We start from the raw sequence: 24187 nt of genomic DNA, 5'->3' as shown, positions 1-24187 counted from the left end.
CATGACCGCATCACAGGGGCAGGGTAGCTATTGGCAAGCCGATTTTGAAGCCTTATCACCGCAATTGGACGCGGCAACGTTGGCTAAGCTGACTCGTCTGTTGCAGTCTAGTACTTTTATTGGCCGTACGCTCAGGCAACAGCCGCAGTTGCTGGCGCTCTGTTGTGATAGTGAACGCTTACAGCAGCATTTAGCCGCTGGTTTTCATGATCCCTTAACTGCCATCACTTCAACGGCTGAAAGCGACGTATTTTCTGCGTTACGTCGTTATCGAAATGCCAGTTTATGCTTGATTATGGCGGCGGATATTTTTGAATTACAACCAATTGCCGCCAGCCTGACGTCGGTATCGCAATTAGCGAATACCTTGATTAACAGCGCCTATCAATGGGCTTATCAGCAGCAAAGTCTCAGTAGTGGTCAGCCTTTAGATGAACAGGGCGAGCCAATGCCGTTACTGATCTTAGGCATGGGTAAGTTGGGTGGTGGTGAGCTGAACTTCTCATCTGATATCGATTTGATATTTACTTATCCCAGTAACGGCGAAACGGTGGGCGGACGCAGGCCCCTAGAGCATCAACAGTTTTTCACTAAGGTCGGGCAAAAGCTGATTGCCGCCTTACATCAGGTGACGGCTGATGGGTTTTGCTATCGTGTGGACATGCGGTTGCGGCCTTTTGGCGATAGCGGGCCGCTGGTACTCAGTTTTGCAGCACTGGAAGATTACTATCAAGAGCAAGGGCGTGAATGGGAACGTTACGCCATGTTAAAAGCGCGCGTACTTAACCCCGATAAGCGTTACGCGCCTGAGTTACAAGTCTTATTAAAACCCTTTATTTATCGGCGTTATATTGACTTCTCCGCGATTGAATCGCTGCGGCGGATGAAACAGTTAATTGAACAAGAGAATCGTCGGCGCAATCGGCGCGATAACATTAAGCTTGGCGCAGGCGGGATCCGCGAAGTGGAATTTATTGTGCAAACCTTGCAGTTAATTCGTGGTGGGCGTATTCCACAATTACAGCAACAATCGCTGTTAAAGGTGTTGCCTTTACTGCAAGAGCACGAGTTGCTGAGTGCCGAGCATGCTGCCGCCTTGCAGCAAGACTATCTGTGGCTGCGTCAAGTAGAGCAAGGCCTGCAAGGTATTGACGATAAACAAACACAAACCTTACCGGCCGAGGCGGTTGGTCAACAACAGTTATTAGCCTGTTTAGGGCGAACCGATTGGGCCAGTTTGCAGGCAGACATTGAAGCGGCTATGCAGCGTATTCATCAGTATTTTAAATTGGTGATTGAGCCAGAAGAAAACTTGGAATCCCAAGAGTTAAGCCTTGGGCGCCTATTGTGGGACAGTGACAGTGTGGGCTCGGACTTAGCAGAGCAAGTTGATTGGTTAGATATGGCTGAGGCAACCGCACTGCTCGAACAATTACAGCAGTTTAAATTGGATTGTCAACGCCGCTCAGTGGGCCCGCGTGGCCGTGAATATTTAGCCAAGCTGATGCCACAACTGTTGCATTGGTTACAGCATCAACAGGCTTCTAATACCATTTTAAGTCGGATCCTTGGTGTATTTAGTAAAATCGTTACCCGCACCGCCTATTTAGAATTACTTTTTGAAAATCCGCCCGCGATGCAGCAATTGGTGCTGCTTTGCTCGCAAAGCGGTTGGCTGGCCGAGCAACTGGCCCGTTATCCAATGTTGCTTGACGAATTGATTGATCCGAGCCAGTTGTATCAGGTGGCCACCATTGATGACTATCGTGATCGCTTACGTTTATATTTATTGCGGGTGCCGGAAGATGACTTAGAGTTATTAATGGAAACCTTGCGGCAATTTAAACAAGCGCAGCAGCTACGTATTGCCGCAGCTGATATTTCGGGGGCTTTGCCCTTGATGAAAGTGAGTGATCACTTAACCTGGTTAGCCGAAGTGATTGTTGAACAGTTGGTAAATTTAGCGTGGCAACAAATGGTGGCTCGTTATGGTTTACCGGCGGGAGCCAGTGATCAGGATAAAGGTTTTGCGGTGATTGGTTATGGTAAGCTCGGTGGTTTAGAGCTGGGTTATGGTTCGGATCTTGACTTGGTATTCTTGCATCAATGCCGCAGCCAAGAAGGCACCTCTGGCGATCGCAGCATCGATTCGTTGCAATTTTACTTAAAACTTGTGCAGCGTATTCTCCATTTAAGTACCACGCGAACCAACAGTGGCGTGCTGTACGAGATTGATACGCGCTTAAGGCCTTCCGGTAATTCTGGCTTGTTAGCTATTCATATCGACACTTATCAGCAGTATTTACAGCAGGATGCCTGGACGTGGGAGCACCAAGCTTTAGTTCGGGCGCGGATGATCTTAGGCTCGGCGGAACTGCGTTCCGAATTCAGCCAGATCCGGCAACAAATTTTAACTTTGCCACGGGATGCTGCGCAGTTAACCCAAGATGTACTGCAGATGCGTGCTAAGTTGCGTGAGCATCATGGTGTCGCGACGGATGATGTAAAGCACAGTGTTGGCGGTATTGTTGATCTGGAATTTCTCAGCCAGTATTTAGTGCTAGCTTATAGTAAAGACTATCCAGCGTTGTTTGAATTCACCGATAATATTCGTATTTTAGCGGCCGCAGCGGCCAGTGGTCTACTGCCAGAAGCGGAAGCCATGGCTTTAGCCGAGGCGTATCAGGTATTACGTGGCGCAGGGCATCGGCATACACTTGCGCCTGCTACGGTGAATGTGGATAGCGGCTTGGCACAGCATCGCGCGCAGGTACAGCAAAGTTGGCAGCACTGGTTTGCGAATGCACCAAAAGCTTAAAGCTGGTAGGGGTTAGGCCCGGTCGCCACACAATTTTGTTGGAAAAACGGATCGGTTAAATAGGTCACCACTAAAGCCCGGGCATTAGGACAAAAAAAGCCAAAAATAGGCTGCTTAAAATCCGGGCTGATGGTCACCGTCATTTCCTGTAATGCTTCGACTAAACTACCGTTTGTGACAAAGTACTCTTTCACAACGTAGTCGCGTGGTAATGCCCAAAAAAGCTGCATCTGTTCTTGATCAGCATAATCTTGCAACACCTGCTTAATGGTTTTTCCGGCTTCAAAACGTCGACGGATCTTTTGGCCACGCCAAGTTGCCGCCGCCGGTGCGGCTACTTGCAATTCACGTCGACGTAGGCGTAAGACCAATTCATCGCTCGTATCCGGAATGGTAATAATAAAATCGCTGGCATCGCGGGTTTTTTGCAGGCTGGTGCGATAATCCGAATAAAAACGGCTAAAGCCCTCGGCGGCCGCATTCTTTTTAGTCGGATCGAACAATAGCTCAGGTTTAGTGATGAGCAAAAACACTAGGCCAATGACCAAGATCCCCACTAGCAGCTGTAATAAAATCTTCATGGGTTATAACGTCCTAGTCATATAATGACGGTGCTTCAGCATCCGGTCGGGTTTTAAACCGCCGATGCAGCCACATATACTGTTCGGGGTTTTTTAATACGGCTTGCTCAACCCACTGATTAACGCGGGTTACATCGGCGCGATCATCGCCACTGGGAAAATGATCAAACGCCGGCAGTATGTCAATTTGATAGCCGCGATAATCAGGTAAACGATAAGTATAGATCGGGATCACCACGCAATTTGCCGCATTGGCAAAAAGTAAGGTGCCGGTGGTGGTGGCGGTATCTGCCACCGCAAAAAAAGGAACAAACTCAGCCCGACTGCGACCGTAATCTTGATCGGGAAGATAAAAACACACTTCTTGCTGATTTAGCGCCTGGATCAAGCCTTTAACATCCCGCTTGCCAATCATATATTTATTGCTGCGGCTGCGACCGTGGTACTGCAGATAATCCATTAGCGGGTTATTGTTCGGACGATAAAAACCAATGCTGGGGTGGGTTAAGCCAATCACTCGCCCAGCCGCCTCTAAGTGCAGAAAATGCCCCGCCAGCAATAAAATACCCTTGCCGTTAGCGACTGCCTGCTGGATATGCTCATAACCGGTAATATGTGCTAAGCGACGAACTCGCCAATCCGGCCACCACCAGCCAATCACCGTTTCAAACATGGCTTTGCCACTTTCTTCAGCGTTGCGCCATAACAAGGCTTCACGTTCAGCCGCGCTTTTCTGTGGAAAACAAAGCTCGAGATTTCGTCTAGCAATTTTTTGACGGGATTTTAAGGCTTTAAATAATAACTTACCTAAGGCTGCGCCTAGGGTCATCAGCACACGGTAGGGTAACCAGCTGATAAGGTACATCAAGCCGACACCGATCCATAACAGCCAATAACGCGGCAATAAAAAACGCCAACTAAACTGAGGAGACTTAACCAAAATTGATATCCGAAAAAAACAAACTGTCGGTATTGTATCGAAAAAATCGCAGCAGGAAAGGTGAAACTGGTAGGAGCATACGAAAAGACGAGGTATACCGACGCGCGGTATACCTCAACAGATTTACATCGTCAGTGCGTTGTTAATGGCTAACAGGTCTTCTTCTGTTAAGTTACCGGCAGCTTGTTTGAGCTGTAACTGCGCTAAGATGTAATCATAACGCGCGCCTGATAGGTTACGTTGTGCATCAAACAAATTACGGGTGCTGAGTAAGACATCAACGATAGTTCGGGTGCCCACTTCAAAGCCGGCTTCGGTTGCTTGTAAGGCGCTTTGCGCCGAAATAACCGCTTGTTCTAAAGCACGGATCACAGACATTTGTGAATTGACATCGTTAAATGAGCTACGCACTTGGCGAACCACAGAGCGATAGCTTTGCTCTAAAGCTTGGCTGACTTCCACATAGCTAGCTTGTGCCACACGCACGTTTGCATCAATAGCACCGCCGCTGTAAATCGGTACAGAGAGGCTAATGCTGATTGAGCTGTTGTCAAAGCGATCAAAGCCTGATGTTTTAGATACACCTAAATTGGCAATCGCATCAACGGTGGGTAAATGCCCCGCTTTCGCTAAATCAATATCAATTTCAGCCACATCTAACGAAATGCGCTGAGCTTGTAATACCAAGTTGTTTTCCTCAGCAATGCCAACCCACTCATTGGCTGCAGCAGGCTGCGGCCGTGAGGTAGAAAATTTGTCGGTATTCAACATGGCGACTTCAGCATGATACTGACCCGTGATTTCGCGCAGGGCTTCACGGGCATTTTCTAGGTTATTTTCACTGCTAATTTCACGCGCAACCACGCTGTCATATTGAGCTTGAGCTTCATGCACATCGGTGATCGCGGTTAAGCCTACCGCAAAACGTTGCTTGGTTTGCTCTAACTGGCGTTCTACAGAGCGTTTTTCGGCAGCCACGAACGTTAAGTTATCTTTGGCTTTTAACACGTCAAAATAAGCTGACGTCACGCGTAAGATCAGACCTTGCACTTCAGCGTTGTAAATGGTTTGGCTTTGCAGCGCCACTTTTTCTGCGCGTGGCAAACTTTGCCAATCAAACCAATCAAACAGGCTTTGCCGCGCGGTAACGTTGGCACCGATGCTGTTACTGCCACCGAAGCGTAAATCATCGTTAGAGGAACGACCAATTTCAGCGCCAAAGCTGACAGAGGGTAATAAACGGGCTTTAGAGATATCAATACGCGCGGTAGCGGCATCGCGGTTAGCGGCAGCACGTTGCACAACCGGATCCTTTTGGGTAGCGAGCTGATACACCGCCTTTAAGTCATCAGCCTGTAGTTGTAGGCTAAAAAAACTTAGCGATGACAGCACGAGAGTGCTTAATAACGTTTTTTTCATGTAATAAATCCTGGCTGAATAAGGAAACTGCCCAAATGATAACCTGTTAAAGTAAACTAGGTAACGTTTAAACCGTAAAGTTACCCGGTAGAGTGTAACAAAATGTGAGGGCAACCATGTCGCAATTCAAGATAGGACAGTATCCTTCTTTTCAAGCAGAAGATCTGGACATTATCGACAAAACCACGGTTTTTCAGGGCTTTTTTCGGATTGAGCGTTGGCAACTGCGACATAAGCTGTTTGCAGGCGGTTGGAGCCAGCCAATGATCAGAGAAGTTTTCGAGCGCGGACAGGCTGTGATAGTCTTACCTTATAATCCACAAACCGACGAAGTGGTGTTGGTTGAGCAGTTCCGCGTGGGCGTGGTCGATCAAGGTCAAAGCCCGTGGTTACTCGAATCTATTGCCGGTATGATTGACGATGGCCAAACAGCAGAGCAAACCGCAATTCGTGAAGCAAAAGAAGAGGCGGGCTTAACCTTAAGCGAGCTTTGGCCAATGTTAAATTATTTTTCGAGCCCCGGTGGCAGCACAGAGAAAATTCATTTGTATTTAGCCCGGCTAACACAACCCGTTACTGGCGGTTTATTTGGGCTCGATGCTGAACATGAGGACATCAAAATGCACGTTATGCCACGGCAAACAGCCATGCAATTATTAGCATCAGGGCACATTAACAATGCTGCGACAGTGATTGGCTTGCAATGGTTAGCGCTGCATTTAAGCGATGTGCAGCAACGCTGGGGTACACGCCTTGCATAAATCGATTTATGTACCGCAGTTACCCGACTTTTTGAGTTTGTGTGAACGCAACTATGCCGCACTGCTGCCGTTATTGCCCGAAACGCCGCAACTTGGCCAGCAATTATTTATCGCGCTGGGTGAGCAGGATATTTATTGCTTAACGGTGCTTGAGGTTGCGCGCTTTACTACGCGGGTGAAAATAGAGTTGAGCAGTGCCGATCATGTTTATTTTCAACCCAGTTTTGATGTGCAGCTTTACCATGATGCGCGGTTAGCCGAAGTGGTGCGAGCGCAGCAGCAATGGCGCTTTATTGGTGTGTATCCTTATCCGAATGCCACCATGTCGCAGCCTGATGAAAAACGACAAATTAATATGTTACTTCGCGATTGGTTAAACTTGTGCGCGCGGCGTGGTACTCGGCAGCATTCGGCGGTGTCAGGTTAATGCACAACTATGTATTCCCAGCAAAAGCGGCCTATCGTTTAGTGCAAATTACCGATTGTCATTTATTGGCGGAACACGATGGCATATATCGTGATTGCCAACCGGCGGTGCACTTACAAGCGATTTTAACACAATTACAACTGTCGCCACCCGACGCACTCATTTTAACCGGCGATCTCACCCAAGATCACACCTTGGGCAGTTATCAATTATTGGCACAACTTTGCCAAGAGCTAAGCTGCCCTGTGTTTGTGTTACCCGGTAATCATGATGATTTGGCTATGTTAGCTCAGCTGCAACAACAGCCACCGTTTCAAAGGGCAGAAAGTTTAAGCTTAGGCGAGTGGCAACTGTTTTTGTTAAATACCAAGGGCCCGACACCTGCCGGTGAGTTTGCCGAGGAACGGCAAAGCGCTTTAGCCCAGCAGTTTGCAAAAAGTCAGGCCAAACAGTTTTGGTTGTTTTGTCATCATCACCCTCAGGCATTGGGCTGTTTTATTGATAAACATGGTTTGCGCGATCAACAGACTTTTTGGCCATGGTTACTGCGCGAACCCAAAATTAAAGGGCTGGCGCATGGCCACGCGCATCTGGCTTATCACAAGGTGGTGCAGGGTATTGATATTGTCGGTTGCCCAGCCAGTTCGGTGCAGTTTTTAGCAAGCGATGACTGGCAAACCGTTAATGCCGGACCACAATGGTGCGAATGGTATTTTGCTGCGGCAGGTCAGGTCAGTTGGCAGTTTAAGAGGCTTTAATGCAACGAATTTTATATTTACACGGGTTTGCCAGTTCCAGTCTTTCGACCAAGGCGGTGCAAACCCAAGCTTACTTTGCTGCATTACCGAATGTGCATTTTCAAGCGCTAGATTTACCTTACACGCCCGATGCGGCGATGCAGGTATTAGAGCAAGCCATAGTGCAACCGCCAACAGCCATTATTGGCAGCTCGCTGGGTGGGTTTTTAGCCACGGTACTGGCCGAGCGTATCGGCTGTCGCGCCTGCGTGATCAACCCGGCAGTGGCACCGCATCGGGTATTAAACCAATTTTTGGGTGAGTACGAACACCCGGTGTTACAACAGCGTTATCAGGTACAAGCGCAGCATATGCAACAGCTCGAAGCCTTGATGCCGATGCAGTTGCAACAGCCCAGTCGCTATTTAGTCCTTTTGCAAAGCGGTGATGAGGTGTTAGATTATCGTTTGGCCGTGGATTATTATCAGGGCGCACAGGTTCAGCTAGTTACAGGTGGTGATCATAGCTTTGTTGGTTATCAAGATTATCTGCCACACATTGCCGATTTTTGTCTGCAACCTCAGGAAACGGGAAGCCAAATTACAGTATGACTGAACAACTTTATAATGCCGAGTCGATCGAGGTTCTCACCGGTTTAGAGCCGGTGCAGCGCCGTCCAGGTATGTATACCGACACCACGCGGCCAAATCACTTAGCGCAAGAAGTAATTGATAACAGCGTGGATGAGGCGTTAGCCGGTCACGCCGATTTAGTGCAGGTGATTTTGCATGATGATCAATCGATTGAAGTTATCGATAATGGTCGAGGCATGCCGGTGGATATTCACCCCGAAGAAGGGGTGTCTGGCGTCGAATTGATTATGTGCCGGCTACATGCGGGCGGTAAATTCTCTAACAAAAACTACCAATTCTCTGGTGGTTTACACGGTGTTGGTATTTCTGTTGTTAACGCCTTATCAAGCCGAGTGGATGTGAGTATTCGCCGCGATGGTCAGGTTTATGATATCGCCTTTGAACATGGTAACAAGGTGGCAGAGTTAGCCGTTAGTGGCACCGTGGGTAAACGCAATACCGGTACACGCGTTCGGTTTTGGCCCACCGCCTCTTATTTTGATTCACCCAAGTTTTCAGTGAGTCGTTTGTTACATGTATTAAAAGCCAAGGCCGTATTGTGCCCTGGTTTAACCGTAAAGTTCGATGACAAAGTTAACCAACAACAATATCAATGGTGTTATGAAGCCGGTATTCGTGACTATCTCGCCGAAGCCGTACAGCATTTTATTGCCTTACCTGAGCAGCCGTTTGTTGGTCAATTTACCGCCAGTACCGAAGCGGTAGAGTGGGCGTTACTTTGGTTGCCAGAAGGGGGAGAGCTAACCACCGAAAGCTATGTCAATTTAATCCCGACGGCGATGGGCGGCACGCACGTTAATGGCTTGCGCCAGGGGTTGTTAGAAGCCATGCGAGACTTCTGTGAGTACCGCAATTTATTGCCCAGGGGTATTAAACTATCAGCAGAAGATGTTTGGGATCGCTGCGCTTACGTGATGTCATTGAAAATGCAAGATCCGCAGTTTGCTGGCCAAACGAAAGAGCGTTTATCGTCACGGCAATCGGCGGCTTTTGTCAGTGGTATAGTCAAAGATGCTTTTAGCTTGTGGTTAAACGAACAAACCGATGTGGCTTTAGCCTTAGCCGATTTTTGTATTAACAATGCCCAAAAGCGGCTACGGGCTGCAAAAAAAGTCATTCGTAAAAAAGTAACGTCAGGGCCGGCTTTACCCGGTAAGTTAGCCGATTGCTCGGCACAAGACTTAGCCCGTACCGAACTCTTTTTAGTTGAGGGTGACTCGGCGGGTGGCTCTGCTAAACAAGCGCGTGATCGGGAGTTTCAAGCCGTCATGCCACTGCGCGGTAAAATTTTAAATACCTGGGAAGTAGAATCTGGACAAATCTTGGCTTCACAAGAAGTTCATGATATCTCCGTGGCCATTGGTATCGATCCTGATTCGTTAGACTTATCCAGTTTGCGTTATGGCAAGGTGTGTATCCTAGCGGATGCCGACTCGGATGGGCTACACATTGCCACCTTGCTGTGTGCTCTGTTTATGAGACATTTCCGCCATCTAGTTGAGCAGGGCCATGTCTACGTTGCCATGCCGCCATTGTATCGAATAGACATTGGCAAAGATGTGTACTATGCGCTTGATGAAGAAGAGAAAAATGGTATTCTCGACCGTATCGAAGCAGAAAAGAAACGCGGCAAAGTCAATGTGCAACGTTTTAAAGGCTTAGGTGAAATGAACCCGCTGCAACTGCGTGAAACGACAATGGATCCGAACACTCGGCGTTTAGTGCAACTGACTGTAGACGACGCGGCGCAAACAATGGAATTGATGGATATGCTGTTGGCGAAAAAACGTGCTACCGATCGGCGTAATTGGCTGGAATTAAAAGGTGATAGAGCCATCATCGCTTAATTTAGGCACGGCTAAAGCATTTAGGGAGCCACCTGTGAAAAAACTGCTGGTCATTCTTCTGTGGTGTTGGGTTAGTCTAGGCCATGCTGCTGAGTCGTTACCTGATGATGTGCCTGAGTGGCTGCAGCAAGTTGCTGCAGAAAAAAATCGTGCACCAGAACAAATGCTCGATATTTTAACGGCTAATCAGGCGCAGTTTGCTAACTTAAGCGCTGTGGCTCAGGCTTATTGGTTAAATCATCAAGCCACCATTTTAAGTCATTTAGGTCGTTTTCAAGAGCAGCAAGCGGTGGCTGAGCAGGGTATTTCGCTACTCAAAGATAATCCGAGCAGTTTATATGCCGAGCTCAGCTATGAGTTGGGCTTTGCCTTTGAAATGAAATTAGCCTTAGCCGATGCGATGAAGTGGTATCAAAAAGGCGTAGCAACGGCGATGGCTGTCGAAAATGAAAGGCTGCGTTTACGCGGGCTGATTAATATTTCGGCGGTTGATTCGTTACAAAATCGTACGCATCAAGCATTACAAAATTTACAAGATATCTATGCGCGAGCGACGCAATTAAAAGATAAAGAGCTATTAGCCGAAGTGAATGCACAGTTGGGCTTGTTGTACTCTAACTTGTCGTATGAGCAAGACGCACAAGAGTTTCTAGAGCAAGCCTTGGTGTTGTATGAAGAGTTAGGCTGGCATAAAAACCGCGTGACAGTATTGTATAATTTGGCTCGCAATTACAGCTATTTAGAAGACTTTGAGTTAGCGTTACAAAGCTTTGAGCGGATGTTGCAATCGGCCTTGAAAGAACAAGACATACTGAATTTGTATTACGCTTACAACGGTTTGGCGATAACCAGTAATGAAATGGACAAACCGCAAGTGGCGTTAAATTACATGGAAAAAGCCGAAGAGTATTTGGCGGTTATTCATTCCGACTATTATTTAGCCAGTCATCATTATGAAAAAGCGCTGATTTATCAAAATTTGCAGCAAAACACCCAAGCTATGCAGCAATTATTGCTGGCCGAGCAATATGTGCAAACGGCAGAGAACAGTGGTTCGGGTAATATGCTGTTATCGTTTCAATTACTCAAAGCGGAATTGTTAGCGGATCAAGGGCAATATGAACGTGCTTTTCAAACTATGCGGCTTTTTGTTCGTGGCTTTCAGCAATTTCGAGATAAAGAAAACGAGTTAGAAATTGCAAAAATGCGCTTGAGTTTTGAAGCCGAGCGCGAGCAAGTTCAGCAAAATATGTTAGAGCAAGAATACCAATTAAACGCGTTACGCTTAGCAGAAGTTGAACGTAATAGAGTAATGCAATGGTTATGGCTGGGCATGGCCGCGACCCTAGGGCTATTCATACTGGTGGTGGTGTTATTACTACGCCGCACCCGTTCAGCGAAGGCCACACCCAGCTCGCCAACACGACAGGATCAGGCATGACAGAAACCGTACTTTCCGCCGATGGCACCGAACAGCTGCCACTGCGCCGCTTTACCGAAGAAGCCTATTTAAATTATTCCATGTACGTGATTATGGACCGGGCCTTACCGCATATCGGTGATGGGTTAAAACCGGTGCAACGTCGCATCGTCTATGCTATGTCCGAATTAGGCCTGTCGCATCTGGCGAAGTATAAAAAATCGGCGCGTACTGTCGGTGATGTGTTAGGTAAGTTTCATCCGCACGGTGATTCAGCGTGTTATGAAGCTATGGTATTGATGGCCCAACCCTTTTCATATCGTTATCCGTTGGTCGACGGCCAAGGAAACTGGGGTGCGCCGGATGATCCAAAGTCTTTCGCAGCAATGCGTTATACCGAAGCCAAATTATCGCGCTTTAGCGAAGTTTTGTTATCTGAGTTAGGCTCAGGCACTGCCGATTGGATCCCCAATTTTGACGGCACCCTCGAAGAGCCCAAGGTGTTACCGGCTCGTTTACCGCATATATTACTTAATGGTATCACCGGTATTGCAGTAGGTATGGCCACGGATATTCCACCGCATAACGTGCGTGAAATTGCCAATGCGTGTGCTGAGATCTTGGATAATCCGAAAGCTGAATTAGCCGATTTATTACAGCATGTGAAAGGCCCCGATTATCCAACCGATGCCGAAATTATCTCTTCTATCGAAGATATTGCGGCGGTATACGCGACAGGCCGCGGTAGTATTAAAATGCGTGCGGTGTATCTGCAAGAAGAGGGCGATATTGTGATAACGGCGTTGCCGCATCAAACGTCGGGCTCGAAGGTACTGGAGCAAATTGCGGCGCAAATGCAGGCGAAAAAGCTGCCAATGGTGTCAGATTTACGTGATGAATCGGATCACGAAAACCCAACCCGCATTGTTATTGTGCCACGCTCTAATCGTATTGATGTTGAGCAGTTAATGCAGCACCTGTTTGCCACCACTGACTTAGAGCGAAGTTATCGGGTTAACCTGAATATTTTAGGGCTAGATCACCGGCCACGGGTGCGCAATTTACTGGAAATCTTAACCGAGTGGCTGAGCTTCCGCCGTGACACCGTGCGTCGGCGTTTGCAGTTCCGCTTAGATAAAGTGTTAGACCGTTTGCATGTATTAGAAGGTTTGTTAATTGCCTTTTTAAACATCGACGATGTGATCCGCATTATTCGAACGTATGACGAACCTAAGCCTGAGTTGATCGCCTTTTTTGGTGTAACAGAGCGCCAAGCTGAAGCGATTTTAGAACTGAAATTGCGCCATCTTGCCAAGCTAGAAGAAATGAAGATCCGGGGCGAGCAGGATGAGCTGAGCAAAGAGCGCGATAAGCTTCAGGCTATTTTAGGCTCTGAGAAAAAACTGACTAAGCTCGTGCGCGATGAGCTGATGGCCGATGCACAAAAATACGGTGATGATCGCCGCAGCCCTATCGTGCAGCGTGAAGAAGCCAAAGCCTTAAGCGAAAAAGAATTATTGCCAAGCGAAGCCGTTACCGTGGTGTTATCTGAAAAAGGCTGGGTGCGCTGTGCCAAAGGGCATGATGTCGATGGCAATGCCCTAAGTTATAAAGCCGGCGATGCGTTCAAAGCGCTGGCAAAAGGTCGCTCTAATCAACAGGCCGTATTTTTAGATTCTTCGGGGCGCAGTTTTGCCACCGAAGCACATGAATTACCCTCGGCTCGTGGCCAAGGTGAGCCATTAAGCGGCCGTTTCGGCATTGTGGCCGGCGAAACCGTTGAGCATGTGTTAATTGCCGATGAAAAACAAACATTACTGCTCGCTTCTGATGCGGGCTATGGTTTTGTGGCTGAATTTAATGACTTACTCAGTCGTAATAAAGCCGGTAAAGCGCTGCTCAGTTTACCGACGGCGGCAAAAGTATTGCCACCGTTACCGGTTGGCAACCCCGATACCGATTTATTGCTGTGTATTTCAAACGAAGGCCGTATGCTGGTGTTCCCTGTGGCCGAGTTACCGAAACTCAGCAAAGGTAAAGGTAATAAGCTGATGTCGATCCCGTCGGCACGTTCCGCCAGTCGAGAAGAGTTTGTCAGTTTGCTAGCCGTAGTACCGGCTGATGGCAGTGTCACCTTAGTGGCCGGTAAGCGTAAGCTTAGCCTGAAAGTGGATGACTTACAGCACTATCATGGTGAACGGGGGCGGCGTGGTAATAAGCTGCCACGCGGTTTACAGCGCATTGATGAAATAATTGTCAATGGCCTTAGTGATCAAACCAGCAGCCCGAGCGAATAACGTTATACTAGGCCCCTGATCTGATTGTGGTGTGAGTTGGCAAGGGGCCTGATGTGGTTGCTGTATTGCGTATAGTGTTATTAGTGCTGTTTTTTATTGGCAGCACCGTGGCGGGATTACTGGTTTGTTTATTCCGCCCTTTTCATCCTAACAATGTGGCATTGTTTAGCAAATGGTACGGCAAGGTATCGTGGATCCTCGGCATTGACGTAGAGATCCGTTATGATCCGGCGATTGCACCAGGCGAGCCATACGTGTTTATTGCTAATCACCAAAATAACCTCGATTTATTTACGATCAGTGGTTCAGTGCTACCGCGCACCGTAACCATTGGTAAGAAAAGCCTGAAATTTATTCCATTCTTTGGCCAATTATATTGGCTTAGCGGTAACTTCTTAATTGACCGTGATAACAAAGCTAAAGCGCTCAACACGATGTTATTTGCCGCAGAGCGTATCGCTAATCAAAAGATCTCGGTATGGATGTTTCCCGAAGGCACCCGCAGTTATGGTCGGGGGCTGCTGCCGTTTAAGATGGGGGCTTTTCACATAGCTTTAGAAGCGAATGTACCCTTAGTGCCGGTATGTATGAGCTCTACGCATAACCAGTTTAAATTAAACCGCTGGCGCAACGGTAAAGTGATTATCCAAATGAATGCGCCGGTGGTGCTGACTAAAGATGACAATTTACGCCAGTTTGCCCGAAATATTCGTCAGCAAATGGCAGATCAAATTAGTGCGCTTGATGCCGAGCTAGCGAACGACTACACTGCGCAACAGCAAAAATAACTGAGTAATCTTTATGGAAAACTGGCAAGAATTTACCGCAGAAACTATCAGTGCCTTATTAGAAGATGGTAGCGATCCAGATGCGCTGTATACCGTGGAACATCATTTTTATGATAAAGACTTTAATAAACTTGAAAAACTGGCGGTTGAGCTGTTTAAGCTAGGTTATGAAGTGACCGACGCCGAAGAAGTTGAGTTTGAAGATGGCACCAATGCTTGGGTCTTTGATGCTATATGTGAGCAAGCTTTAGATGAAGCCGCGATCACGGCAGATGCCATTAAATTGGATGCCTTAGCGAAAAAACATCAGGTTGAATATGACGGTTGGGGCACCTACTTTGAAGGTGACGAAGACGAAGAATTCGATGAAGCGTTTGACGAAGACGACGAGGCTTAATTTAGCTTGGGATTGCTAGCTTCGCTGTTGTGCACAGCGAAGCGGTTAGCAAACCGTGTTTATTTACTGGTTTGTTTGTAACGTTCTTCTGCTTCTACAATTTTATTTTTACCATCCGTAATTAACTGTTGCCCTTTTTTGATGGCCGACTCACCTTCTTCTTGAGCGCTTTTACCGCGTTTGAGCAGCTCGTTTCCTTCTTCGACTTCTTCTTCTGCTTCTTCCCAAGCGTCAGTCAACTTTTCTAGTCTTGCCACCATGTCGCTGGCGGCTTTGCTAGTGTTAAGGTTATTTGCACTTAGCGCGAGCGTTTTGAATGCTTGGCGGTTTGTTTGTAAATCAGCGCTGCTATTTGCCAGTAATTTTTCGCCTTTACGGCTATAGTCTTTGCCATCAGCGAGTAGTTTTTTGCCTTCTTTTAACAGGGCTTCGCCTTCACGCGTGTCTTTTTTGCCTTGTTCCCACATTTTTGAGATAGCAATTTGCGATTCACCTTCGGCTAAAATCCGTTCGCCAAAAGTGGGGGCCTTCGTGGCACAGCCAGTCAGACTCACTAAACCCGTCAGTAAAATCATTGTTGCGATAGTCTTCATAACATCAACCTCTTAAATTTTTTATTCGTACTGCTATACCGTTTCAAAAACTATCTTTAGTAATGCAGCTAGATGCATTTTTATCCCGCTAAGCTGAGGTATATCGTTGCGCCCAAAGTCATGTGTCGTTTTCAGTCGCGTTTGCCTTGCAACCAAAAACTGTCATGCCTTATTGGTATTATGTGCTATTCCAAGGATGAATACTGTGTTGGCCGTTAAATAATATTTTTGTAAGCCAGAAGGTGAAAGTGCGTAAAGATCCGACGCTGCAAACATTCGCTATCGTCAGGCTGTGCATCAAGAGCGGTTGAGTGGATAATCTATTTTAAGTTGGCTTGATGCTGTCTTTAATGATTTGTACATCGTCAGCGTGCAGTAAAGCGTGTTCAGAGCGAATTAATGCGCGTTGGCTATGATAACGGGCTGCCTCACGGTTTTCCGCTGCGCCCAGTAATGACAATGACTGTAAAGCCTTTTGCAGTCTAACTGATACCTCAAGGATACCTGCACCATCTCGTGCTATCGCGGTAAAGGCATCGTCATACAGATCGCGGATCGTTAGCTCTGGCACAGCGACGCGTGGAAAAAGGGTCTTACTTTTTTGTTGCTCAGCGTCGGTGAGTGGCTTATTCCACAAGGCGATTAATCGCACTAAAGCCCCGGTAATAGTAATGGCTGTACCAGGATCGTTAACCGCAGGGGATAGTGCACGCCCCGCAATTTCGGATAACACCACTAACCCGAAGCGAGGATCATCGGCATATAAGCGTTCACGGCCAATTTGAAAGGCCTCGGCTATGCAGTGATCGTGTTCTAATGCACTGGCTGATAATTTATGCACGTAAGCCAATACACGATTGGGCGCAGCAAAGGTGCCCGGTAGTGCGGCAACCTCGACATGTGCATTCATTTTATCCGCCCATGCCTGAATTGCCGACATATCAATATGTTGCACATAGCCAATCTCGTTTGCAAAAACGGGGTGGCCTTTGCTGGCGTCAACTGAAGTGGGGATACCACATAATGTTGGGAAGATGCGGCGGCGTTCTAAAGCCGCGGCAGTGGCCAATTCCACTTTTTCGATAGTAGAGCCCAACCGCCCAAGACGGGCGATCTTGTCAACCCAGCGGACAAAAATGGTAATTACCAAGCCAAACACTAATACGGTTAGAGCGAATAAAATAAATATGCCTGCTTTGTCATAAAAACCATTTTTTAGCGCGGCTAGGGCCACCACACTAAAGATAAATGCCCCCACGAAGGTTGATAGCGCATTTTGTGAAACATCATCGGCCACCATTAAGCGAAATGCACGAGGCGTGGCAGAGTTACTGGCTGAGTTGTAGGCGGATATCATTGAAGACACAGAGAATGTCGCAATCACTAACATACTGGACGCCATAATGGATAATAACGTTTCTACAGAGTCGGTGCTGATAGGGGGTACCCAATGAATGATTGCTGTGCCATCGGCTAGTGAGGCGAAAAACGCAGCGGCAATCGACAATAAGCACACCGCTAAAGGCCGCACCCATAGCCGCTCGTGCAACTGATTAAGTAAAAAGCGTAAACGGTCTATCGTTACTAAAGCGGGCATGTTTATTCCTCTTTTCGGCTAAAGGGGGCTAGCGTGCAGCTAAACCCCGACTATTGCGGCTTTAGTTTGTCGGTGCAGCAATTAAAATTAAATCTTGCTGTGGCGCTGTTAAGAATTGTGCGCCTGCATCGGTAATCACCACCATTTCTTCTACAGAAATCGTTTTTGTTTGCTGTTGGGCGCTCCCTGGATAATACCAACTGTAAAAGCCGTCATATGAAAAGGTCATGCCAGCGTCGAGTTGTCGCTCGGAAGCAATGCGCACGCCCAGATTCGGGCCAGTATCATGTGCAACATAGCCTACCGGATGGCCCGTGCTCCACATGACGGGCAGTGAGCCTGCTTTGGCCATCACTTCGAGTTGCGCTTGATGCACGCTGTTTCCTGTAACCCCCGGCTTCATTGCCGCAAATGCTGCTCTACTGCCTGCTAGGGCGTTATCCCAGGCATGTTGAATGGCTGCTGGCGCTTTATTTTCGCCGGGTTTGAGCACATAAGCAAAGCGCTGAATATCCGTCACCCAATGATCGAAAACACGAATACCAAAATCGATTTGAATAACATCGCCGGGTTGGATCACGCGAGGAGTGGCATGAGAGTGACCACGGTCTGGTCCTGAGTTAACCGCAGGGTTTTGATCTGATGCCCAAGCATCTTGCACACCGGCCTCTGCCATTTTTTGTTTTAAATAATTCGCAATATCTAGATCTGTGGTAACGCCGGGGATAACTTGCTGATAAGCTTCATATTGCCAGTCTGAAGTGAGCTGTGCTGCTGCAGCCATAATGGCCACTTCGGCAGGTAGCTTCCGAGCCAGCCAATAATAAATAAGCGGCTCTGCCGCAACTAGGCTTAGCTCAGTGTCTTGTAAAGCGGAGCTCAAGGCAAGATATTGTGAATGGCTTAAGCCATCGGCCTGCGGGTTTTGGCTAAAACTATTCACGGCTAATGGGCCACGGATGTTTTGTTCTTTTAGCCAAGATGCCGCGGCATGAATAGCATCCTGTTGTTTTGAGATTTCAATCACTTCATCAAAGCGCTTTAATTCTTTCAAGGCGGTGGCTTCGCTTACAGGTGAGAATATGCGTGATGTTACCCCCTTGCTGGTGCGACTAAATAACACCACCGCCGTGCCGCCCGCGTTCTCACAGCCAACATGTTTGGCTAAAGGATCGTTGTCGTTCTCGCGGCACACAATTAACCAATGTGCCAGACCAGTATTATCCATAGCTTTCGGTAGCAAGGTCGAAATGCGTTGTTTAAGAATGTCTGGCCAAGGGGACGGGCCAGTTAATGGTGTGGGAAGCACTATTTGTGGCATTGTTGAGTTACCGGCATTTTGCTCAGCTGCAAAGCTTGTATAGCAAATGAAGGCGGCGAAAATCCAGCTAGATTTTTGAAATTTATTATTTTTTTTCATTGGAGCATGCCCTTGTGCGGTGAAGAGGCAAATGTCGAACGGCGCATAAGATGTATTTAATATTAAGCATAACCGTTAAAATTTTCGCTGTAAGTTATTGGCTGAAAGTTCTTTGTATGATTACTTTTAGCAACAAAAAGGCTTATTTAGCCAAGTTGCCAGCCTCAAGGATCGGCAAACCGGCTTCAGTTGGAATATAAATTCTTTCGCCTTTGCCATCCTGTAAGCCTTTGATCCAGATATACCGCAAATATTCTGTATTGCCTTTTAGCGACTCACCAATAATACGGTTGGACTCTGCAGCGGCTTTGGCTCGTTCAATATCGGCTAGGCCCTCGGCTTTGGCTCTAACCACCGCCGCTTTACCCTCGGCTTCTGCCAGCGTCACTCGGGCATTGGCTTGCATTAAGGCGGCCGTTTCTCGCGCTCGAGCTTCTTCAATCAAAATTTGTTTTGACCATTCGGCTTCTTTTAACGCGGCACGACCTTGCATCTCCATGCGATATAAGTTGTATTTAGGCCAGGCCCAAAACGACATCACAACAATGGCCACGCTAATCAACAAAAGCATAAACAATGAGCCTACTGCGAGTGCTTGCCTGTTTTGATACATTAATAAATCCTTTTTTCAGAGTGGTTTTTGGGATGTACTTTAGCTGAGCCGAAAAATAGCGTTGGTTATTGCTAATAATTTTGTAGCATAAGTTAGTTTAATCTTTTACAAAGCACAACACCTGATTACCTTGGCATAGTGACCACGAATCGATGTTAAAGCGCTAATGTCACAGATGATTTTTGATGCTGATCTTGCTGGATTACTCTAGATTTTGCTCTGAACGCACGGCTAACTCAGCATGACCATGACATCACGGCAACAAGATGCAGTTAAACCGCTTATGACATCGATGATATTAGGCGATGACTTGACGGCATGACTTTCGATTTTGGTCTGAGCGCACGGCTAACTGATCATGACCATGCCATAACCGCAACAAGATGCAATTTAACCACACATGTTATGGATAATATTAAGCGATGGCTATGTAGGATTATTCCTGATATTTATCTGACCAAACAGCAAATTCATTGCCGCTAGGCTCAGTGAAATGAAAGCGGTGACCACCAGGAAAGCTAAAAATAGGTTTAACAACAGTGCCACCGGCTGCGCTAATCTTTTTTAGGGTTTGCTCAAGCTGTTCACTATAAAAGATCAGCAAGGCCGCACCATGCTGTGTGTTCGAGCAGAGATCGGCTTGAAAAAAGCCTCCCTCTAATCCCTGATCGCTAAAAGCAGTGTACTGTGGCCCATAATCGACAAAGCTCCAATTAAAAACCTGTTGAAAGAACAGCTTTGTCGCCGCTAAATCAACGGCGGGCAATTCAACATAGTGTAACTTTTCATGCTGCATTAGTAACTCCGGTCTCTAAGTGTGGTCCGATCTGTCTCTGAGTAAGGTCAGATCTGTTCCAGAGTCGGGTTAAAGCTTTGTCTGAGTATAGTCTAGCCAAAGGGTTTAACCTTGGGCTAGGTTATGTTAACGCTGGATTGAAATGCGTTTGATTTCAGCAATCGCGATCCGCTCATCGGTTTTTTTAGTTTTTAAATACAGCCAGTAATCATCAAATTTAGTCACCACGCCTGACACTGCATACTCGTTCCACTGGGTACAATTTAAAAATATTTTCACTGTCTTGCCGGGTAATTCATTAAACATCGTTGCTCCTACACATGTTTAGTTTGCACTTAGCTAGCGCATATAAAGCTTGGCTAACTGGCTAATTAAGATATCCGCAGCCTTTCAGTGTGGCTTAATCCTTTGCTGTTCGTGGCCAGACCAGTGTCTGAGTGTGGTACAACCAGTCTCTGAGTGCGGTCTGACCAGTGTCTGAGTGCGGTCGGGTGAGATAGGTTAAACGCTAGGGTTATTTGGCGTCTTGAGCCAGCCATTCGTTAAAGAGCGCGAAGCCCTGTTCGGTGACGGGGATGGCGATATTGGTCAGTAGAACCAAGCCTTTTTCGGTTTTTAGGTCAAAAATCACTAAGCTAAAAAAGCCCGCTGTTTGGCCGTTATGCCATAACCAATTTTGCTCGGTTAGCATCCAACCTGGTGTCATGGCAGGTTGCTCGGTGGTGGGCAGTGCGGTTAGCCATTGTTGAAGTGCCTTATCTTTGGCGTGGTGTTGGAAAATATGGCGCAGCATAGTGGCCATATCTTCAATGGAAGCGACGACCGCGCCAGCGCCGGCTAAGCTGTCGAATTGCCAATTGGGCACGGTGTCTGTACTGATCGCATAGCCGCTAGCAAGATCTTTAAAGCTTTGCTTGCCGGTTTGCACCCCCGCCGTTTTCATGCCTAATGGCTGCAATACTTGCTGGTGCATCACGCTGGCATAAGGCATCTTTGCTTGCTGCTCTGCCAAAAAGCCCAGTAAGCCATAGCCAAAATTGGAATAGCTAAAGGCTTTTTCAGCAAACTCGGTGTTTGCGAGCGCGGCTTTTAGAGCCGCTTCATCATAACTGGCATAAGGGTTACTCAGATCATCCAGCGGCAAGTTGGCAGGCAACCTGGGCAAACCGCTGCGATGGGTCAGTAATTCTGCCAGGGTATAAAGATGTGCTGCGAGCTCGGGTAGGGGGCTTTGCTGAGCCAGCGGCGTGTCTAGCTGCCACTTGCCTTGTTGCAGTTGTTTGATAATAGCCAATGCTGTTAACGGTTTGGAAAGAGAGCCGATCTCAAACAGTGTGTTTTGACTCACCGCTTGCTGCTTTGCCACATTGGTTTGCCCATGCAGCTGATAGCGTACGGCTTGGCCATCCACCCAAGCGATGGCCACGCCGTGCTGGCCAAATTCATTCTTAAGCCATTCAGATATATTACTTAAGGTTGGTGTCATCGGTTTAGTTGGCTGCTTGTTTTTTAAGATAAGCGGTATAGCTTGGCTTTGTATAAAGCTGCCTTGCCACGCGTCATCTTGCCAAGTGCCCTGATAGCTGGCATTAATCATCGATGAGCCAAAGCGCAATTGCTGCTCATTAATACTGAATTGATCAACTGGAATACCATAACTTTGCTGTTTAGGGCTGTCGAGGGTGACATGATAACCGTTGGCAATTACCGCGATATTTAACACTAAAGGCAAACTGGCGTTAGCATTGATTTGCAACTCACCGAACAGCTGTTGTTCATGTACCAGCCGTGCTTCGTCGCTTTTCGTCAAGCGGCTTAAGGTTAGTGGTATTGGCCGACCTTGGGTAAAGGTCCCGCTGAGGGTTTCACCGTCAAATGTGCCAGTGAAAGCTGCTTTTAAGGCATCGACGGTAAAGTTTAAGGTATTGTCTTGTATGGTCATACTGCTAACGGCAATGTCGTTCGAGTGTTGATTAGGGCTGCGTAGTAACAGCTGATAACCTTCAGTGCTGGGCTGTATTTGCAGTGCCAAGGTCAGGCCGCTGTTTGGTGATGTGGCTAGCACACCACGCCAATGGCCACTGATATCGGCTGCATTCACATTCAGGCTAAGTGCTAAGCTGCTAATAAGCATAAGTAAAGATTTCATCTGATGTATTCCTTTTACACACAGTGAACAGTATAGACAGGGATGACGTTTTGTGTGAAAGCCCCGACCTACCATGCATTATTGGCAAATCGGGGCTGGTAAGCTGCTTAATTACCGCCTAATTTATCTAGTAAGCGGTTACGCAGTTTGTCTTGTATGGAACCCATCTTGGCATTTAACAGCTCTTCTAACTCGCCTTCCAGCGCTTTAGTATCACCTTCTTGCTGTTGCAATAAACTGAGCCATTCTTGTTGCCCGGCTAATTGTTGTTGTAAGCGGCTATCTAAATCACTGCGCAGTTTCGTTTGCAGAGCCGCAACTTTTTGCTTAGCTTCACCCAGCAAGGCATCACCTAACATCCGATCTAATGACGAGCGAATAGTCACGTCAGGTTTAGAAATTAAGCCTTCGGCTAACACATCCAGTGGGATCTGACTTTGCTGGTTTAACAGCGACACCAGCTGGTCTAAATAGCGGTTGCCGGTTTTATCAAAGTTAGCGTTTTTCAATAGCACTTTGGCTTGTTGTTTTAGTTGATCATCGACCAGTTTCAGTGAGCCGGTGGCACTAAATAAACCAGCCAAGATGGTCATAGCGGTTTTATCGTTGCCTAGCGTCAGATTCTCTAAGGCCATATCATCAAGCTGCCAGCTAAGGTTGGTGATCATCTGCTCCAGAATCGCAAAGTCGCCATTGAGCTTCAGGCTGTTCAGTTTAGGCAAACCCGATACATCGACTTTAAAGCGCGTCGCCACATTATTAATGAGTTGATGCTGAGTGGTAATGTCTTGCATATTAATGGTGGTTTCGGTGCCGGCCAGTAATAAATGCAGCTTGGCTTGTTTTACCCAAAAATCAGGGTAGGGCTGATTCAGATCCAAAGGTTTGGCTGGCGTCGCATCGCCTTCTTGTTGTAAATAGGGTTTGGCCAGTTGATACAAAGCTTCGAGCTTTTGCATTTCACGGGCCCACACATCACCCAGCAAGATTTGGAAGATCGGTGCTAAGCCGCCGTCTTGAATATTCGCCAATTGTTTTAGTTGTTGCCAATCTTGCTCGGCTGCACTGCGTACCGCTTTTACTGCATCGTTCAGCTGGTCACGGCTTTGGCCAAAACTTTGCTGTAGGGTGCGAAGTTTTTCACGCTCGGCCTTTAATTGTTGCTGTAAGCTGCTCAGTTGCTGGGTTTTTGTAGCTAAATCTGCGGCATCACTGATCTTGCTGTCGGTTAGTGCTTTAATTTTAGCTTGAAACTCTTCTAACTGTTGCTGGGTAGGCAGTTGCTGCCGTAACTCGGTAAACTTTTGGCGTTGGCCGCTGATTAACTCTTTGAGTTGCTGCCCTTGTTGCACGGTTTGTAAATTGGCGCGCGCTAAAATCGACTCTGCAGTAGGCAATTCCACTTGTAATAACGAGGCTAAATCCAACGCATTGTCGTTCGGGGGCGGCTCTCGATACACTTTACCGGGTTGCTCACGCGCACTGCCATAGGCTAACTCGTTCACTTCTAACTCTTCTACCACGTAAAAACCTTTTAAGGCAGGCCAAGGATCAATGCGGGCAAAGGCTTGGCGAAAGCTGATACTGTTATAAGCCGGTTTAGCGGGATCGGTGAGTTGTACACCATTAATTTGTAATGATACCGGCATGAGGCGAAGCGATACGCTGTCGACATTCGCTTCAGCGCCGGTGGCTTCTTCAAGTTGGTCAATCAGTACGCTTTTAATGATAGTGTTAGCCAGTAACCAGCCAATCACCAGAAGGGTGATCAGACTGACGGGAATAAGCCAAAGTAGTTTTTTCATCAGGAAATCCTTATCTGCAACAAAGAGGCAAGTTGACCCCTACAGTGTAAGGTAAAACGCGGTTTGCTTCATCTTTTTGCAAAATAACCGGGTTTAGCCTTGCGACAGGTAACAGCTGGTTGCGATAAA

The 24187-nt window shown here is 47.2% G+C and carries 21 protein-coding genes; 10 read left to right on the top strand and 11 right to left on the bottom strand.

Annotated elements, in window-relative coordinates; all coding sequences use genetic code 11:
- Window position 1 precedes the first annotated feature (1 nt).
- Window positions 2-2818 carry a bifunctional [glutamate--ammonia ligase]-adenylyl-L-tyrosine phosphorylase/[glutamate--ammonia-ligase] adenylyltransferase gene (gene glnE / locus ACUJFK_RS16255; RefSeq protein ID WP_445425480.1) on the top strand — a complete coding sequence of 939 codons (2817 nt, stop codon included), beginning with the start codon at window positions 2-4 and terminating at the stop codon, window positions 2816-2818.
- On the opposite strand, the gene ACUJFK_RS16250 is transcribed toward glnE, so the two are convergent.
- The 3 genes from ACUJFK_RS16250 to tolC all read right to left on the bottom strand — a co-directional run bounded on the left by ACUJFK_RS16250 (window position 2815) and on the right by tolC (window position 5758).
- Window positions 2815-3399, bottom strand: a complete 585-nt coding sequence (locus tag ACUJFK_RS16250; protein WP_306177822.1) for a TcpQ domain-containing protein — start codon at window positions 3397-3399, stop codon at window positions 2815-2817. The two genes, glnE and ACUJFK_RS16250, sit on opposite strands and share 4 nt — an antisense overlap.
- Before the next feature lie 13 nt (window positions 3400-3412).
- On the bottom strand, window positions 3413-4339 hold the full coding sequence (gene lpxL / locus ACUJFK_RS16245) for an LpxL/LpxP family Kdo(2)-lipid IV(A) lauroyl/palmitoleoyl acyltransferase (protein WP_445425479.1): 927 nt from the start codon (window positions 4337-4339) through the stop codon (window positions 3413-3415).
- 123 nt (window positions 4340-4462) lie between these two features.
- Window positions 4463-5758, bottom strand: a complete 1296-nt coding sequence (gene tolC / locus ACUJFK_RS16240; protein WP_445425478.1) for an outer membrane channel protein TolC — start codon at window positions 5756-5758, stop codon at window positions 4463-4465.
- A gap of 116 nt (window positions 5759-5874) precedes the next feature.
- Between tolC and ACUJFK_RS16235 the strand changes: the two genes are divergently transcribed.
- From ACUJFK_RS16235 to rraB, 9 genes are read left to right on the top strand one after another with little or no spacing between them, the layout of a single operon-like run.
- On the top strand, window positions 5875-6519 hold the full coding sequence (locus tag ACUJFK_RS16235; protein ID WP_445425477.1) for an NUDIX domain-containing protein: 645 nt from the start codon (window positions 5875-5877) through the stop codon (window positions 6517-6519).
- Window positions 6512-6946, top strand: coding sequence for a DUF1249 domain-containing protein (locus ACUJFK_RS16230; RefSeq protein ID WP_226751739.1), 435 nt, complete (start codon window positions 6512-6514; stop codon window positions 6944-6946). Before ACUJFK_RS16235 ends, ACUJFK_RS16230 begins: the two co-directional genes overlap by 8 nt.
- Window positions 6946-7704 (top strand): metallophosphoesterase family protein, encoded by a 759-nt coding sequence (locus ACUJFK_RS16225; protein ID WP_445425476.1) that lies wholly within the window; start codon window positions 6946-6948, stop codon window positions 7702-7704. The genes ACUJFK_RS16230 and ACUJFK_RS16225 overlap by 1 nt, the downstream gene beginning before the upstream one ends.
- Window positions 7704-8294 (top strand): YqiA/YcfP family alpha/beta fold hydrolase, encoded by a 591-nt coding sequence (locus ACUJFK_RS16220; protein WP_229587181.1) that lies wholly within the window; start codon window positions 7704-7706, stop codon window positions 8292-8294. The genes ACUJFK_RS16225 and ACUJFK_RS16220 overlap by 1 nt, the downstream gene beginning before the upstream one ends.
- On the top strand, window positions 8291-10183 hold the full coding sequence (gene parE / locus ACUJFK_RS16215; protein WP_445425475.1) for a DNA topoisomerase IV subunit B: 1893 nt from the start codon (window positions 8291-8293) through the stop codon (window positions 10181-10183). Before ACUJFK_RS16220 ends, parE begins: the two co-directional genes overlap by 4 nt.
- Before the next feature lie 34 nt (window positions 10184-10217).
- Complete coding sequence (locus ACUJFK_RS16210; RefSeq protein WP_445425474.1) at window positions 10218-11624, top strand: diguanylate cyclase; 1407 nt, start codon at window positions 10218-10220, stop codon at window positions 11622-11624.
- Entirely contained in the window at window positions 11621-13900 is a 2280-nt protein-coding gene (gene parC, locus ACUJFK_RS16205) for a DNA topoisomerase IV subunit A (protein WP_229587206.1), read from the top strand. The genes ACUJFK_RS16210 and parC overlap by 4 nt, the downstream gene beginning before the upstream one ends.
- 53 nt (window positions 13901-13953) lie before the next feature.
- Window positions 13954-14688 carry a 1-acylglycerol-3-phosphate O-acyltransferase gene (locus ACUJFK_RS16200; RefSeq protein ID WP_226751745.1) on the top strand — a complete coding sequence of 245 codons (735 nt, stop codon included), beginning with the start codon at window positions 13954-13956 and terminating at the stop codon, window positions 14686-14688.
- A 13-nt stretch (window positions 14689-14701) separates the two neighbouring features.
- Entirely contained in the window at window positions 14702-15085 is a 384-nt protein-coding gene (gene rraB, locus ACUJFK_RS16195; RefSeq protein ID WP_445425473.1) for a ribonuclease E inhibitor RraB, read from the top strand.
- 59 nt (window positions 15086-15144) lie between these two features.
- On the opposite strand, the gene ACUJFK_RS16190 is transcribed toward rraB, so the two are convergent.
- The 8 genes from ACUJFK_RS16190 to ACUJFK_RS16155 all read right to left on the bottom strand — a co-directional run bounded on the left by ACUJFK_RS16190 (window position 15145) and on the right by ACUJFK_RS16155 (window position 24058).
- Window positions 15145-15678: a hypothetical protein gene (locus tag ACUJFK_RS16190; RefSeq protein WP_445425472.1), complete on the bottom strand. Its 534-nt coding sequence runs from the start codon at window positions 15676-15678 to the stop codon at window positions 15145-15147.
- A gap of 325 nt (window positions 15679-16003) precedes the next feature.
- Window positions 16004-17275 (bottom strand): DUF2254 domain-containing protein, encoded by a 1272-nt coding sequence (locus ACUJFK_RS16185; RefSeq protein ID WP_445425471.1) that lies wholly within the window; start codon window positions 17273-17275, stop codon window positions 16004-16006.
- A gap of 61 nt (window positions 17276-17336) precedes the next feature.
- Window positions 17337-18695: a M24 family metallopeptidase gene (locus ACUJFK_RS16180; protein WP_445425470.1), complete on the bottom strand. Its 1359-nt coding sequence runs from the start codon at window positions 18693-18695 to the stop codon at window positions 17337-17339.
- Between the two features lie 142 nt (window positions 18696-18837).
- The gene (locus ACUJFK_RS16175; RefSeq protein WP_306177808.1) at window positions 18838-19308 is read right to left on the bottom strand and encodes a hypothetical protein; all 471 of its coding nucleotides are present in this window, start codon (window positions 19306-19308) and stop codon (window positions 18838-18840) included.
- Window positions 19309-19744: 436 nt separating this feature from the next.
- Window positions 19745-20104, bottom strand: coding sequence for a VOC family protein (locus tag ACUJFK_RS16170; RefSeq protein ID WP_226751751.1), 360 nt, complete (start codon window positions 20102-20104; stop codon window positions 19745-19747).
- A gap of 126 nt (window positions 20105-20230) precedes the next feature.
- The gene (locus ACUJFK_RS16165) at window positions 20231-20410 is read right to left on the bottom strand and encodes a hypothetical protein (RefSeq protein WP_445425469.1); all 180 of its coding nucleotides are present in this window, start codon (window positions 20408-20410) and stop codon (window positions 20231-20233) included.
- Between the two features lie 208 nt (window positions 20411-20618).
- Window positions 20619-22253, bottom strand: a complete 1635-nt coding sequence (locus ACUJFK_RS16160) for a serine hydrolase domain-containing protein (RefSeq protein ID WP_445425468.1) — start codon at window positions 22251-22253, stop codon at window positions 20619-20621.
- 107 nt (window positions 22254-22360) lie between these two features.
- A complete protein-coding gene (locus ACUJFK_RS16155) occupies window positions 22361-24058 on the bottom strand; it encodes a TIGR03545 family protein (protein WP_445425467.1) in 1698 nt (565 codons plus the stop codon).
- Window positions 24059-24187: the final 129 nt, after the last annotated feature.

It is taken from the genome of Alishewanella sp. HL-SH06, assembly GCF_052656265.1.
Note: the sequence above shows the minus strand (reverse complement) of the source record. Positions and strands in the feature narration are given on the sequence as shown.

Coding starts and splice junctions, on each gene's coding strand:
- ACUJFK_RS16185 (WP_445425471.1), bottom strand. CDS start 17,275: ATGCCCGCTTTAGTAACGATAGACCGTTTACGCTTTTTACTTAATCAG.
- ACUJFK_RS16155 (WP_445425467.1), bottom strand. CDS start 24,058: ATGAAAAAACTACTTTGGCTTATTCCCGTCAGTCTGATCACCCTTCTG.
- ACUJFK_RS16190 (WP_445425472.1), bottom strand. CDS start 15,678: ATGAAGACTATCGCAACAATGATTTTACTGACGGGTTTAGTGAGTCTG.
- ACUJFK_RS16170 (WP_226751751.1), bottom strand. CDS start 20,104: ATGCAGCATGAAAAGTTACACTATGTTGAATTGCCCGCCGTTGATTTA.
- rraB (WP_445425473.1), top strand. CDS start 14,702: ATGGAAAACTGGCAAGAATTTACCGCAGAAACTATCAGTGCCTTATTA.
- ACUJFK_RS16235 (WP_445425477.1), top strand. CDS start 5,875: ATGTCGCAATTCAAGATAGGACAGTATCCTTCTTTTCAAGCAGAAGAT.
- ACUJFK_RS16220 (WP_229587181.1), top strand. CDS start 7,704: ATGCAACGAATTTTATATTTACACGGGTTTGCCAGTTCCAGTCTTTCG.
- ACUJFK_RS16165 (WP_445425469.1), bottom strand. CDS start 20,410: ATGTTTAATGAATTACCCGGCAAGACAGTGAAAATATTTTTAAATTGT.
- ACUJFK_RS16180 (WP_445425470.1), bottom strand. CDS start 18,695: ATGAAAAAAAATAATAAATTTCAAAAATCTAGCTGGATTTTCGCCGCC.
- ACUJFK_RS16175 (WP_306177808.1), bottom strand. CDS start 19,308: ATGTATCAAAACAGGCAAGCACTCGCAGTAGGCTCATTGTTTATGCTT.
- parE (WP_445425475.1), top strand. CDS start 8,291: ATGACTGAACAACTTTATAATGCCGAGTCGATCGAGGTTCTCACCGGT.
- glnE (WP_445425480.1), top strand. CDS start 2: ATGACCGCATCACAGGGGCAGGGTAGCTATTGGCAAGCCGATTTTGAA.
- tolC (WP_445425478.1), bottom strand. CDS start 5,758: ATGAAAAAAACGTTATTAAGCACTCTCGTGCTGTCATCGCTAAGTTTT.
- ACUJFK_RS16160 (WP_445425468.1), bottom strand. CDS start 22,253: ATGAAATCTTTACTTATGCTTATTAGCAGCTTAGCACTTAGCCTGAAT.
- parC (WP_229587206.1), top strand. CDS start 11,621: ATGACAGAAACCGTACTTTCCGCCGATGGCACCGAACAGCTGCCACTG.
- ACUJFK_RS16225 (WP_445425476.1), top strand. CDS start 6,946: ATGCACAACTATGTATTCCCAGCAAAAGCGGCCTATCGTTTAGTGCAA.
- ACUJFK_RS16250 (WP_306177822.1), bottom strand. CDS start 3,399: ATGAAGATTTTATTACAGCTGCTAGTGGGGATCTTGGTCATTGGCCTA.